The organism is Pasteurella testudinis DSM 23072, from assembly GCF_900176075.1.
Classification (GTDB): Bacteria; Pseudomonadota; Gammaproteobacteria; order Enterobacterales; family Pasteurellaceae; genus Chelonobacter; species Chelonobacter testudinis.
Genome location: NZ_FWWV01000007.1, coordinates 1 through 14,293, shown reverse-complemented (window position 1 = coordinate 14,293; position 14,293 = coordinate 1). Strand labels below are relative to the sequence as shown.

General features: G+C 48.1%; 12 protein-coding genes. 8 read left to right on the top strand and 4 right to left on the bottom strand.

Annotation, left to right across the window (positions count from 1 at the left end; genetic code table 11):
- Positions 1 to 128: 128 nt before the first annotated feature.
- The 6 genes from idnD to hemN all read left to right on the top strand — a co-directional run bounded on the left by idnD (position 129) and on the right by hemN (position 5,939).
- Positions 129 to 1,166 carry an L-idonate 5-dehydrogenase gene (gene idnD, locus B8880_RS04355; protein ID WP_084256290.1) on the top strand — a complete coding sequence of 346 codons (1,038 nt, stop codon included), beginning with the start codon at positions 129 to 131 and terminating at the stop codon, positions 1,164 to 1,166.
- Between the two features lie 30 nt (positions 1,167 to 1,196).
- Positions 1,197 to 1,961: a gluconate 5-dehydrogenase gene (gene idnO, locus B8880_RS04350; protein ID WP_084256288.1), complete on the top strand. Its 765-nt coding sequence runs from the start codon at positions 1,197 to 1,199 to the stop codon at positions 1,959 to 1,961.
- Positions 1,962 to 1,987: 26 nt separating this feature from the next.
- A complete protein-coding gene (locus B8880_RS04345; RefSeq protein WP_084256286.1) occupies positions 1,988 to 3,337 on the top strand; it encodes a GntP family permease in 1,350 nt (449 codons plus the stop codon).
- 187 nt (positions 3,338 to 3,524) lie between these two features.
- Positions 3,525 to 4,121 carry a Der GTPase-activating protein YihI gene (gene yihI, locus B8880_RS04340; protein ID WP_084256284.1) on the top strand — a complete coding sequence of 199 codons (597 nt, stop codon included), beginning with the start codon at positions 3,525 to 3,527 and terminating at the stop codon, positions 4,119 to 4,121.
- On the top strand, positions 4,121 to 4,585 hold the full coding sequence (locus tag B8880_RS04335; RefSeq protein WP_084256282.1) for a DUF2489 domain-containing protein: 465 nt from the start codon (positions 4,121 to 4,123) through the stop codon (positions 4,583 to 4,585). The genes yihI and B8880_RS04335 overlap by 1 nt, the downstream gene beginning before the upstream one ends.
- Positions 4,572 to 5,939, top strand: a complete 1,368-nt coding sequence (hemN, locus tag B8880_RS04330; protein WP_084256280.1) for an oxygen-independent coproporphyrinogen III oxidase — start codon at positions 4,572 to 4,574, stop codon at positions 5,937 to 5,939. Before B8880_RS04335 ends, hemN begins: the two co-directional genes overlap by 14 nt.
- 142 nt (positions 5,940 to 6,081) lie before the next feature.
- Here the strand turns inward: hemN and carB are convergent, their stop codons facing one another.
- The 4 genes from carB to carA all read right to left on the bottom strand — a co-directional run bounded on the left by carB (position 6,082) and on the right by carA (position 12,447).
- On the bottom strand, positions 6,082 to 9,276 hold the full coding sequence (gene carB, locus B8880_RS04325; RefSeq protein ID WP_084256278.1) for a carbamoyl-phosphate synthase large subunit: 3,195 nt from the start codon (positions 9,274 to 9,276) through the stop codon (positions 6,082 to 6,084).
- Between the two features lie 90 nt (positions 9,277 to 9,366).
- Positions 9,367 to 10,452 (bottom strand): PDDEXK nuclease domain-containing protein, encoded by a 1,086-nt coding sequence (locus B8880_RS04320; protein ID WP_336244932.1) that lies wholly within the window; start codon positions 10,450 to 10,452, stop codon positions 9,367 to 9,369.
- Positions 10,427 to 11,281: a PhzF family phenazine biosynthesis protein gene (locus tag B8880_RS04315; RefSeq protein ID WP_084256276.1), complete on the bottom strand. Its 855-nt coding sequence runs from the start codon at positions 11,279 to 11,281 to the stop codon at positions 10,427 to 10,429. Before B8880_RS04315 ends, B8880_RS04320 begins: the two co-directional genes overlap by 26 nt.
- A 14-nt stretch (positions 11,282 to 11,295) precedes the next feature.
- Positions 11,296 to 12,447, bottom strand: coding sequence for a glutamine-hydrolyzing carbamoyl-phosphate synthase small subunit (gene carA, locus B8880_RS04310; RefSeq protein WP_084256274.1), 1,152 nt, complete (start codon positions 12,445 to 12,447; stop codon positions 11,296 to 11,298).
- 332 nt (positions 12,448 to 12,779) lie between these two features.
- Between carA and B8880_RS04305 the strand changes: the two genes are divergently transcribed.
- Both B8880_RS04305 and B8880_RS04300 read left to right on the top strand, forming a co-directional pair.
- Complete coding sequence (locus tag B8880_RS04305; protein WP_084256272.1) at positions 12,780 to 13,529, top strand: MlaA family lipoprotein; 750 nt, start codon at positions 12,780 to 12,782, stop codon at positions 13,527 to 13,529.
- A 21-nt stretch (positions 13,530 to 13,550) separates the two neighbouring features.
- Positions 13,551 to 14,045: a YfbU family protein gene (locus B8880_RS04300; protein ID WP_084256270.1), complete on the top strand. Its 495-nt coding sequence runs from the start codon at positions 13,551 to 13,553 to the stop codon at positions 14,043 to 14,045.
- The last annotated feature ends 248 nt before the right edge of the window (positions 14,046 to 14,293 follow it).

Below are 14,293 nucleotides of genomic sequence, written 5' to 3'. Positions count from 1 at the left end.
TATTTGAACTAGATCTCAATTTTACATTCTCATCACAAATACTCCTTTACCCGATAAACAATAAAAAGTATGTTATCGGTAACTTCTCATTGTTTAACAATTCATCTTTAAGCCAACAAGGAGCTGCTATGGAAATGAAAACCCTATCTTGTGTCGTGAAAGGTAAAAAAGATGTTGATGTTATTCCGCAACAAGTGCGGTTTGTTGAAAATTCGGGCACAACGCTGATTCAGATCACACGCGGCGGAATTTGCGGCTCTGATTTGCATTATTACCAACACGGTAAAGTGGGCAATTTTGCCATTCAGCACCCGATGATTTTGGGGCATGAGGTGATCGGGAAAATTGTGAAAACCGACTCCGACACGCTCCAGATCGGGCAAAAAGTGGCGATTAATCCCAGCAAACCTTGCCTGAGCTGCAAATACTGTTTGGACGGCGACACCAACCAATGCGAGCACATGCGCTTCTTCGGCAGTGCGATGTATAATCCGCACGTCGACGGCGGGTTCACGCAATATAAAGTCGTCGACACCAGCCAATGCATTGCCTATCCACAACAACTCAGCGATGAGGTGATGGTTTTCGCCGAACCGTTGGCGGTTGCGATTCATGCCGCGAAACAGGCGGGTGATCTGAACGGTAAACGGGTTTTTGTTTCAGGCGTGGGGCCTATCGGCTGCTTGATTACGGCGGCGGTGAAAGCCTTAGGCGCACAAGAGATTATTTGCGCCGACATCAGCCAGCGCTGCTTGGATCTCGCCACGAAAATGGGCGCTGACAAAACGTTGCACGCGCAAGACGACTTTTCCGCATACTTAGCCCATAAAGGCGAATTCGACGTTTCTTTCGAAGTCTCCGGACACCCTTCGTCCATTGAGCGTTGCTTAGGCGTAACCAAAGCGCGCGGCACTGTCGTTCAGGTCGGAATGGGCGGCAATATCCCTGATTTTCCGGTGATGACGTTAATTGCCAAAGAGATCAAATTCGTCGGTTCATTCCGTTTTGTCGAAGAGTTCAACACCGCCGTTGACTGGCTCAGCAGCGGCAAAATCGATCCGCTGCCCCTGCTTTCCGCCACATTTCCGTTTCAGCAATTGCAGCAAGCGTTGGAAACCGCCGGCAATAAAAATGAAATTTCAAAAGTGCAAATCACATTTGAATAGAGACAAACATTGGTAATAAAGGACAAGATCATGAGCGATTTATTTTCCCTCCGCAACCGGCGGGTTCTGGTCACCGGCTCAACACGCGGCATCGGTTTACTGTTAGCCCAAGGGTTAGCGGAACACGGTGCGGAAATCATTATACACGGCACGCAGCAAGATAAAGCGCAAGCTATCGCCGACCGGCTGCAAGCGAAGGGCTTCAACACCCATGCGCTGGCGTTTGACGTGACCGACTCGCAAGCCGTGCGTAATGCGATTGATTTGATTGAAAACACCATCGGCGCAATCGATGTCTTGGTCAACAACGCCGGAATCCAACGCCGCCACCCGTTCTGTGAGTTTCCGGAAAAAGATTATGACGACATTATGAGCGTCAATCAAAAAGCCGTGTTCATTATTTCGCAGGCAGTTGCCAAATATATGGTTGCGCGCCAACGCGGGAAAATCATCAATATCGGCTCAATGCAAAGCGAATTGGGGCGCGACACCATCACGCCGTACGCCGCCTCCAAAGGTGCGGTAAAAATGCTGACGCGCGGAATGTGCGTTGAATTGGCGCGATATAACATTCAAGTAAACGGCATTGCCCCCGGCTACTTTAAAACCGAATTAACCAAACCGCTGGTCGAAAATCAAGAATTTAGCAGTTGGTTATGTAAACGTACTCCGGCGGCGCGCTGGGGAAATCCGGAAGAGTTGATTGGTGCAGCCGTCTTCTTATCTTCCAAAGCCTCTGATTTTGTCAATGGCCATCTGCTGTTTGTCGATGGCGGTATGTTAGCGGCTGTTTAACCGCACTTTTTTAAAAGGATCGCATTATGTTAATTTTAACCCTGCTCGTAGCCATTTTGTTATTACTGGTTATGATCATCAAATTCAAAGTCCATGCTTTTGTCGCACTTTTAATCGTCAGCCTGCTGACCGCACTTGCCACCGGCATTCCGGTCGATAAAATTCTGCCGACGCTGCTGGGCGGCTTCGGCGGCACGCTGGCTTCCGTTGCTTTGCTCGTTGGTTTGGGCGCGATGATCGGACGTTTGCTTGAAATCACCGGCGGCGCAAAAGTTCTGGCAGATACGTTAATCAATAAATTCGGCGAGAAAAGAGCGCCGTTAGCATTAGGTATCGCCTCGCTGCTGTTCGGCTTTCCGATTTTCTTCGATGCCGGTTTGGTGGTGATGTTGCCGATCATTTTCAGTGTGGCAAAACAGTTCGGCGGCTCTCTGTTCCGCTATGCGTTTCCGGCAGCCGGTGCGTTTGCGGTTATGCACGCTTTTCTACCGCCGCATCCGGGTCCGGTTGCTTCCGGTGATCTATTGGGGGCGAATATCGGTCTGTTAGTGATTGTCGGCTTGATTTGTGCGATTCCGACGTGGTATATCGCCGCCTATTTATACGGTACGTTCTTGGGCAAAAAAATGCACTTGGATCTGCCGAAAGCCTTTTTAAACGCCAACGCCATCAGCGAAACCGCAGCGCAAAATCCGCCGAGTTTCAGAAAAGTATTAACAATTTTGCTGTTACCGTTAGTGCTGATTATGTTAGACACGGTGTTGAACACCTTAAGCGTGGCCAAGGTGATTGACGGTTCGCAAATTTGGGTAGAAACGCTACGCTTCTTCGGCAAAACCCCGATTGCCTTATTAATCACATTGCTTGTTGCAATTGTCCAACTGAAAGGGCAACGCAGCTATGAACAAATCGAAAAAATTTGTGACAATGCGCTCGGTCCGATTTGTGCGATTATTTTAGTCACCGGTGCCGGCGGTATGTTCGGCGGTGTGTTGCGTGCCAGCGGTATCGGCGATGTCTTGGCAGGCATGTTGTCGGATACCGGTATGCCGGTAATTGTTGCCGCCTTTATCATTTCGTTGGCATTGCGCGTAGCGCAAGGTTCGGCGACAGTTGCCTTAACCACCGCGTCTGCGCTGATTGCGCCGACTGTAGCGGCAACCACCGGCTTAAGCGCTTTCGATTTATGTTTTATCGTCATCGCCATTGCTTCCGGCGCAACCGCATTCTCCCATGTCAACGATTCCGGCTTCTGGTTGGTCAGCCGTTTCTTGGAAATGGATACCAAAACCACCTTGAAAACTTGGACGGTAATGGAAACCCTCATCGGCTTCGTCGGTTTTGCCATCGCCTGTATCGGCAGCATTTTGTTATAACCTCACCGCACTTTGACAACCAACCGCACTTTTCCGCTGTTTTCGGCAGGTAAAGTGCGGTTTTATGTCTTTTCCCCCCAATCAATAGTCCGCGACAATTTCTGCATTTAGCCGGTTTAATTCCGTGTGAAAAATCGCTATGAATGGTACAATTCGCCATTATTTTATTTGATCAAATGAGAACAACATGGCTCGCCAAAAGAAAACCCGTAAAATCAGCGACGTGATGCCGGTGCGCAAAACCGACAAAGCACCGCCGCTGGCAACAGTAAAAAGTAAAAAAGGCCGCAAGCCGACCCGTTATGAGCTGGACGTGTTGGCACGCGAAGAGAAACGCAAGAAAAAACGCAAAGGCTTAAGCGCCGGTTCGCGCCACAGTGCCGCGGAAAGCAATAATCAGAAGCAAAGTGCGGTCAAAGGCGATCCGCGCGTCGGTAGCCGTAAAAAAATTCCGTTAATGATCGAAATGGTGAATAAACCGGAAAAAGGCAAAATCATCACCCCGATCAAACCTGAAACGCTGGCTGAAACAGTGGAAGTCAAAAAAATCGACCCGATGTTGGAACTGGAACAGTTGGAAAACAACGAATGTTTGAACGATTTGCTGGATCAATTGGACGCCGGCAAAACCCTTTCCGCCGAAGATCAACAATTTGTTGACGAGTGTTTAAGCCGCATTGAGCAGCTGATGCAGGAATTGGGCTTGAGCGAGGAAGAAGACGAGGACAGCGACGACGCGCTGTACCGCACTTTCAACACTATTGATATTAATAAATTCCGCTAATGAACTGGTCGTTTATTTTACTGCTTGCCGCCATCGCCATTGTCGTGGGTTTGGCAAGTTATGCCGCTTGGCTACTGTTGGCGTTACGCAAGCAGAAACAAAAAATTGCCGCCGCACGGCAAAAATGCAAAAATTTCACCTTTGACAGCGTGCAAATTATCGCCAAAGCGATGTTAAACGGCGACTGCAATTTGTCCGAAGGCGTGATTCGTTTAAACGCATTATTGCCCGGCTTAAAACCGCAGGCGCTGGATAAATACCACGCCATGCAACAGCTGTATCAGGTGGTGATGGAGATGCCGACCCACGAAGCGCGTCGTGCCTTGCCGAAAAACCAGCGCATGCGCTTGGATTTAACCCGCGAGAGCAGCGAAGTGGAATTAGAACAAAAAATTAAATTGGAACTACGCCAATTGTTGAGTGATATTGAAATAGATAATAGGAAACAAGATGTCAGAAATTGAGTGGGATCTGAATTTAATTCAAAAATATAACCAGTCCGGACCGCGCTACACCTCCTATCCGACCGCACTTGAATTTAACGATGCCTATAGCGAGCAGGATTTTTTACAGGCAGCGAACCGCTACCCTGAGCGTCCGTTGTCGCTGTATGTGCATATCCCATTTTGCCATAAACTGTGCTATTTCTGCGCCTGCAACAAGGTTATCACCCGTCATCAACACAAAGCGGATATTTATCTGGATTATTTGGAAAAAGAGGTCAAAGCGCGCGCCACCTTATTCCGCGAGCGTACAGTGACTCAAATTCACTGGGGCGGCGGCACACCAACCTATTTAAGTGAAGCGCAATCTTCCCGTTTAATGCAGATGTTGCGCGACAATTTCCGCATTTCGCCGGAGGCGGAAATCAGCATTGAAATGGATCCGCGCGAAATCGAACTATCGATGCTCGATCACCTGCGTAAAATCGGTTTTAATCGTATCAGCATGGGAATTCAAGATTTTAACAAAGACGTGCAGGCGGCAATCAACCGCATTCAAGATGAAGAATTTATCTTCTCGCTGATGAAAAAAGCGCGCGAACTGGGCTTCACCTCGACCAATATCGACTTGATTTACGGCTTGCCGTTCCAAACCGTCGACAGCTTTATGGCGACCTTACAACGGGTCAGCGAACTTAATCCGGATCGCATGAGCGTGTTCAATTATGCGCATTTGCCGTCGCGCTTTGCCGGCCAGCACAAAATCAAAGACGCCACCTTGCCGCCGCCAAACAGCAAATTGACTATTTTGCAAAAAACCATTGAAACCCTGACCGGCGCCGGCTACCGCTTTATCGGCATGGATCACTTCGCCAAACCGGACGACGAACTGGCAATTGCACAACAAAACGGCGTGCTGCACCGCAATTTTCAGGGCTACACCACGCAGGAAGAGGCGGATCTGCTCGGCTTAGGCGTTTCCGCGATCAGCTTAATGGGCGATCATTACGCACAAAACCAGAAAGAATTGAAACAATATTACGCCGATGTGGAAGATCACGGCAACGCCCTGCACAAAGGCTTCGCCATGAGCCAAGAAGACTGCCTGCGCCGCGATGTAATCAAAGCCTTAATCTGTAACTTCCGCTTAGATTACGCACCATTGGAACAGCAATACGGCATTGATTTCAAAACCCATTTTGCCGAAGATCTGGCGCTACTGAAACCGTTGGCAGAAGACGGGTTGCTAACAATTGGCGACACCGCACTTATTGTTTCCGCCAAAGGCCGCTTACTGATCCGCAACATCTGCCTCTGCTTCGACACCTACTCGCGCCAGTTGGCGAAAAGACAGCAGTTTTCACGGATTATTTAATATTTCATTTTGCTTAAAAAGCCGCTTACTCCCATTTAAGCGGCTTTTTTCATGGTACTGTTTCACTTTTTTAAAAGTAAGAAGAGATCAAAAGAGCGGTTCTACTAAATAGCAGAACCGCTCTTTGCTTTTCTTCAACCGATTAATTCATCTCTTGCAAACGATAAACTTCGGTATCGTTCAGACTTTTGAGCCCTTGGCTGATCGCTTCTGCGCCGGCGATGGTGGTGTACACCGGAATGCGTTGCTGAAGCGAACTGCTGCGGATCGAATGGCTGTCGGAGACCGATTCCGGCATGCTGCCGACGGTGTTGATCACCATGGCAATTTCACCGTTTTTGATCGCATCGACGATATGCGGACGGCCTTCGCGCACTTTGTTTACGATCTGCACGCCAATGCCGTGTTCACGCAGGAATTTTGCCGTTCCCAATGTCGAACATAAGCCGTAGCCCAGATCTTGCAGGCGTTTGGCGATGTTCACCAATTTCGGTTTATCGGCATTTTCGACCGATAAGAAGATTTTGCCCAGTTTCGGTAAACGCTCGCCTGCACCGATTTGCGCTTTCAAAAACGCTTCGGAGAAGGTTTTACCCACGCCCATCACTTCACCGGTCGAGCGCATTTCCGGTCCTAAAATCGTGTCTACTCCCGGGAATTTGATAAACGGGAACACCGCTTCTTTCACCGAATACAGATTCGGGATCACTTCTTTGCTCACGCCCTGCTGTTTCAAGCTGATGCCCGCCATCACCCGTGCGGCGATTTTCGCCAACGGTACGCCGGTGGCTTTGCTCACGAACGGTACGGTACGCGAGGCGCGCGGATTGACCTCCAACACATAAATCGTGTCTTTTTGTACTGCAAACTGGACATTCATCAAGCCGACCACTTTCAGTTCGAACGCCATTGCTGCGGTTTGACGACGGATTTCATCTTGGATTTCCGCACTTAGAGAATACGGTGGCAGGGAACACGCCGAGTCGCCGCTGTGGATACCGGCTTGTTCGATATGCTGCATAATGCCGCCGATCACCACGTCTTCACCATCGCAAATACAATCGACATCGACTTCAATCGCGTCGTTGAGGAAGTGATCAAGCAGAATCGGGCTGTCGTCGGAGACACGCACCGCTTCGCGCATATAGGTTTGCAGCTCTTCATCGTTATACACAATTTGCATTGCACGTCCACCCAACACATACGATGGGCGCACCACCAGCGGATAACCGACTTCGTTCGCCAATGTGAGCGCTTCTTCACTGTTACGCGCGGTGCGGTTCGGCGGCTGTTTCAGATTCAGTTTGTGCAGCACTTGTTGGAAACGCTCGCGGTCTTCGGCGGCATCAATGCTATCCGCCGATGTACCAATAATATGCACGCCGTTTTCGTGCAGCGCATTCGCCAGTTTCAACGGGGTTTGTCCGCCGTAATGCACAATCACGCCGTACGGTTTTTCAACGTGAATAATTTCCAGCACCTCTTCCAGCGTCAGCGGCTCGAAATACAGGCGGTCAGAGGTGTCGAAATCGGTGGAAACGGTTTCCGGATTACAGTTGACCATAATGGTTTCAAAGCCCGATTCACGCAAGGCAAGGGCAGCATGAACGCAACAATAATCGAATTCGATCCCTTGTCCGATGCGGTTTGGCCCGCCGCCTAAAATTATGATTTTCTTGTGGTCAGTCGGGTTGGCTTCGCACTCCTCTTCATAGCAGGAATAGAGATAAGCGGTATCGGAAGCAAACTCGGCAGCACAAGTATCAACGCGTTTATACACTGGGTGCAAGTTGAGCTGATGGCGTAAATCGCGCACTTCTTTTTCGGTGCTTTTCACCAATTGGGCGATACGACGGTCGGCAAAGCCTTTGCGTTTCAGGCGGCGCAGTTCGGCATAATCCAAATCCGCCAGCGTTTTCTTCTCCAATGCCAGTTCTTCTTGCACCAAATCGCGGATTTGCACCAAAAACCACGGGTCAATTTTGGAATAGTGGTACACCTCTTCCAAACTCCAACCGATACCGAACGCATCGGCGACATACAGAATCCGTTCAGGCCCCGGATTGGAAATTTCGGTACGCAATTTTTCCATGTCTTCGGTTTTTAAGTTGAAACCGCAAATGCCGGTTTCCAAACCGCGCAGGGCTTTTTGCAACGATTCTTGGAAGGTGCGCCCCATCGCCATCACTTCGCCCACCGATTTCATCTGGGTGGTTAAGCGGTTGTCCGCTTTCGGGAATTTTTCAAAGGCAAAGCGCGGTACTTTGGTCACCACATAGTCGATCGACGGCTCAAATGAAGCCGGAATTAAACCGCCGGTGATGTCGTTGCGCAGTTCGTTTAAGGTGTAACCGACCGCCAGTTTCGCCGCCACTTTGGCAATCGGGAAACCGGTCGCTTTCGAAGCCAGCGCCGAAGAACGGCTGACGCGCGGATTCATTTCAATCACGATCATCTCACCGTTTTCAGGATTGATCGCAAATTGTACGTTCGAACCGCCGGTATCCACGCCGATTTCACGCAACACCGCCAACGAGGCGTTACGCATAATTTGATACTCTTTATCGGTCAGGGTTTGCGCCGGGGCAACGGTGATCGAGTCGCCGGTATGCACGCCCATCGGGTCGAAGTTTTCAATCGAACAGATGATAATGCAGTTGTCCGCTTTATCGCGCACCACTTCCATTTCATACTCTTTCCAGCCCAGCACCGATTGCTCAATCAGCAATTCATGGGTCGGGGAAGCATCAAAACCGCGTTCGCAAATCGCATTAAATTCATCTTTGTTATACGCAATCCCGCCGCCGGAACCGCCCATGGTAAACGACGGACGGATCAAGGTCGGAAAGCCGACTTCCGCTTGTGCTTTCAATGCCTCTTCAAAGCTGTGGCAGACAAACGATTTCGGCGTATTCAAGCCGATTTTGGTCATGGCGTCTTTAAAACGCCCGCGATCTTCGGCTTTATCAATCGCATCTTCTTTCGCACCGATTAGTTCAACGTTATATTTTGCCAACACCCCATGTTTGGACAAATCCAGCGCACAGTTAAGTGCGGTCTGTCCGCCCATGGTCGGCAGAATTGCGTCCGGCCGCTCTTTGGCAATAATTTTTTCCACCGTTTGCCAGTGAATCGGTTCGATATAGGTCACGTCCGCCATATTCGGATCAGTCATAATCGTTGCCGGATTGGAGTTCACCAACACCACTTTGTAACCCTCTTCCCGCAACGCCTTACACGCCTGCGCACCGGAATAGTCAAACTCACACGCCTGCCCGATCACAATCGGACCTGCGCCAATAATCAAAATCGTGTTTATGTCTGTACGTTTTGGCATAGCTCTCTCTCTTTGTTTTAAATCTGTTTCTGAAAACGCTTAATTATAAATTTAACCGCTCTTTAAAATTCTTCCCTAAATCCGTATTCGCTAACGTTGTAATTCCAGCAGTAATTTTTGTTGTTCAATTTCACGTACCAATTCATCTTCCGTAGGTAAATAAGGGATATATTTACTGGCAAAAAGTTGAGCGTTGTCTTTTAAGACTGAATATTTCGCCACAATGCTATCCGTTTCAGTGCAAAGCAATAATCCGATTGTCGGGTTATCATTTTGTTGTTTTTTCAAATCATCGTACATTCGGACGTACATATCTAATTGCCCAATATCTTGGTGTGTCAGCTTATCGGTTTTTAACTCTACAATCACAAAACACTTAATCAGATAATTATAAAAAACCAAATCAATAAAAAAATCGCTGTTTTCTGTCCGAATATGCTGTTGTCGCGCCACAAACGCAAACCCTTTACCGAGCTCCAACATAAACTGCTGTACATTATCGATTAATGCCTTTTCCAGTTCCGCTTCGGTATGGCTATAATGCGTCGGTAATTGAAGAAATTCTAAAACGGTCGGATTTTTAATAAAATCGTAAGGCTGTAACACCGCACTTTTCTGTTGCATTTCCGTATGCACGGGTTCTTTATCTGCGCTAGCAAGTAAACGTTCATAGTAGAGCGTTGAAATATTTCGATCCAACACTCTGACCGACCAATGGTTTTCAGCGGCTTCAATTAAATAATAACGTCTAGCCTGCTCATTCTGAATTTTTAATACCCGCTGAATATGGGTCCACGTTAATTTGGAAATCACTGATTTCCAAATGTCCAAATCCGAAAACATCAAATAGAATTGGCGAAAATTACGAATATTTCGTTCCCCAAATCCTCTACCAAACTCTTGGCTCAGCACTTGGGAAACTTGCTTAATCACTTCTTTGCCATAATCTGCTCGTGCTTGTCCACGCTGTTCTTCTTGCACGATCCGTTGGCCGATTTGCCAATAGGCATCGACCATTGCGGAATTAATGGCGATATAAGTCTGCTGACGAGCCGTTGCAAGAATATATTTAATATCGTTGATATAAGCGCCATTAGACATATCTATATCGGTACGTTTTGGCATAGTTTTTCTCTTGCTAATATTCTCGTTAATCTTCAGGAACCCAAAATTCACCTTGTCCGACGGGGATTACCTTGCCGCCGACATAAATCGTCTGTTGTTCGTCCACAGTTAAACTCAGCCGGTTCGGTCGTCCGATTTCATCGCCTTGCATGATCTGCCAACTTAACGGCGTGCGTTGGTTGTGAAGCGCCCAACCGCCTAAATTGGCGGCGGCAGAGCCTGTGCCCGGATCTTCACGCACTTCGCCGTGTGCGGAGAAGAACAACCGCACTTTGACTTTATTCTGCTGTTCAAACCACACGTACAACTGCGCTTCCCCACTTTGCGATACGGCTTTTTGCAGGAAAAGTGCGGTATTGATACGGCAATTTGCCACCGCTTGCGCCGAATTTAATCGCAACAGCAGTTGTTCCGTGCCGGTATTCACCCAAACCGGTTCGGCGGCAATATCATTCTGTTGCAAGCCTAACATCTCGGCACAGTCGGCTTTGTCTAATGCCGACGGCTTTAACTGCGCACCGTTACTTAAAGCAAAAGTGATGTTATCGGTTTGATGTTGCAGCCTGACTAAGCCCGCCTCGGTTTGTAGCTGATAGTTGCCAGACAATTCCAGCTGCTGTTGTAACACAAATGCCGCGCCGATGGTCGGGTGTCCGGCAAACGGCATTTCATACTCAGGGGTAAAAATCTTCAGTTTTCTGACCGCACTTTGCCTATCGCTGGGTTGTATAAATACCGTTTCCGACAAATTAAATTGACGGGCAATCAGTTGCATTTGCTGCTGATTCAGCCCGTCCGCTTGCGGGAAAACCGCCAACGGATTGCCGTCGAAATGGCTTTCGGCAAACACATTAACCAACTGATAAGCATAGGTTTTCATGGTTATATTCCTGCTTAAACCACAACCTGCGGCGTATGGGTGTGGCGCACCACTTCCATTTCATGCACAAATTTGTCGAACAGTTCGGCAACATCGTGCGGTCCGGGGCTGGCTTCAGGGTGGCCTTGGAAAGAAAACGCCGATTGGGTAGTCAGTTCGATGCCCTGCACCGAATTGTCGAACAAAGAGCGGTGCGTCACGGTCACATTGTCCGGCAAACTGGCTTCGTCCACTTCAAAACCGTGATTTTGGCTAGTGATATACACCTGCTCAGTGGCAAGATTTTGCACCGGATGGTTGGCGCCGTGATGTCCGAAAGTCATTTTTTTGGTTTTGCCGCCCACCGCCAAGCCCAGCAGTTGGTGTCCCAAACAGATGCCGAAAATCGGTTTTTTACTGGCTAATAATTGCTGGATAGCTGTGATAGCATAATCACACGGTTCCGGATCGCCCGGCCCGTTGGAGAGGAAAATCCCGTCCGGATTTAACGCCAACACCTCTTGCGCACTGGTTTTCGCCGGAACAACGGTGATTTGGCAGCCGCGCTCGGCAAGCATGCGTAAAATATTATGCTTTACCCCGAAATCATAGGCGACAACGTGATAACGTCCGTTGGTTTTCTGGCTGAAGCCTTGTCCCAATTTCCATTCGCCTTGTTCCCAGCGATAGACTTTATCGCACGTCACTTCCTGCGCTAAATCCTTGCCCGCCATGCTGCCGAAGCTTTTCGCCAGTTCCAGCGCTTTGGCCTCGTCAATTTCCCCTGCCATAATGCAGCCGGCTTGCGCGCCTTTATCACGCAACAAGCGGGTCAAACGGCGGGTATCAATATCGGCAATCGCCACGATTTTATTGGCGGTTAAATAATCAGTGAGGTTTTGTTCGCTGCGAAAATTGCTGTGAATTAACGGTAAATCGCGAATAACCAAACCGGAAACATAGATTTTATCCGATTCGCAGTCTTCTTGATTCACACCGGTGTTGCCGATATGCGGATAGGTGAGGGTGACAATTTGTTTAGTGTAGGACGGATCGGTCAGAATTTCTTGATAGCCCGTCATAGAGGTATTAAAAACCACTTCGCCGATGGTATGGCCTTGATAACCAATGGAAGTGCCGTGGAAAACTGAGCCGTCAGCTAAGACTAAGATGGCTGGTTCAAACATGAATTGCTCCCGGGATAATCCTGTTTATGTTCAATCTTGGGTTAAATATCGGGCTTGCCAATATGTTGCTCGTTACTCTATTCACGAATAGCCCTGTACGGAATCGTATCGGAAGTGTAGCAGAAATGAGCAAATTATTGTAATTGAGCCACTACGACAATTCAAGCCCAATAATTGGCATGATGCGTTATTTTTGAAAAATAATGCAATATTATGCATAAAAATTCACTTTCGAGCAAGTTGACCCAGCTCAAAATTGCAATAAATAATACTATGCTTTGATTTTAAAGTTGTTAAAATGAAACCGTTAAATCTGAAAACAGGACAATAACATGAAAAAATCCATTTCCGCGAAATTATGGTTGCCCCTGCTGCTGGTAACGGCGTTAAGCGCCTGCTCAAGTATCGACGAAACCACGGGGCAACGGCAAGATCCGCTTGAAGGTTTCAACCGTACCATGTGGGATTTTAACTATAACGTCGCCGATCCCTATGTGTTGAAACCGGTCGCCACCGGCTGGAAAGAGTATGTGCCGCAACCGGCAAAAACCGCACTGATCAACGCCGCCAACAATTTGGACGAGCCCGCCAGCTTCGTCAACCGCCTGCTTGAAGGTGAGTTCAACAAAGCAATGGTGCATTTTAACCGCTTCTGGATCAACTCGGTATTCGGTTTAGCCGGTTTCATGGATATTGCCAGTGCGATCGACGGCTTGCAAACCGACGGATCGCGTTCGTTCGGCGATATGCTCGGCAGCTACGGGGTCGGCACCGGTGCTTATGTGATGGTGCCGTTGTATGGCCCGGCAACGCCACGGCAAGATCTGGGCGGCTTGGTCGATCAGACTTACCCGGTATTATCCTTGCTCGGTCCTTGGACATTGGTAAAAAGCGGACTGCAAGCGGTGGATAAACGCGCCAACCTGCTCAGTCAAGATGCACTGTTAGAACAATCGCAAGACAGCTATCTCACCGTGCGCGAGGCCTATTTCCAAAATCTGGAATTTAAAGTCAGCGACGGTAAACAAGGCTCAGAAATTAAAGAAACCTTATCCGAAGATGAACTAAAAGAGATCGATTAATCATTTAAGAAGGAATACAACATGGAAATGACCCTGACCCAGCGCCTGATTCTGGTGAATCAATATGAATTGATGGCATTACTCGACAAAGACAATGCCGCCAAATATCACCGTTATCAAAGCATTATCAAGGGCGGCTACAAACTGGAATTAAAAGAGTTATACGGCCAATTCAGCGACCTAAGCGAAGATGAGTGCAAAACCGTCATCAATACGCTAGAAATGTATCAAGCACTGCAAGTGTCATATAACAACCTGCATAACACCGAAGATTTAACGCCGCACCGTTTGAAATTCTTAGGCTATTGCGGTATCCGTGAGAAAAAATACCTGAATTATTTAGGCTTTATCGCCGAAAACGATAAAAAATACCGTGAGCTGATCCACTGCCCGAACGGCTGCGATGCCCAAACCCCAATGTGGGACAAATACAGCAAAATGCTGGACGTCTGGCACAAATGCCCGCGCCAATTCCATTTAAGTATCGCGGAAATCAAACAGATTTTGAATGCTTAGATGTATTGAGTAATCTCAACCGCACTTTGCCGATCAACGCGCAAAGTGCGGTATTTAAAATACCATGCCTTTATTTCTGGGTTTGAAGTGCGGTTTTTTTTGAGCTTGAATTATCAAATTAACGGCAACAACATCAAAGGGCGATCAACAGTACTTTGACTTTTCCTTTTCTTCTTGTTTGCCCTTTCCTTATTTTTCCATCCGCCAAACGCAAAAAACCCTTAGCATCACTACTAAGGGCTCTTGTT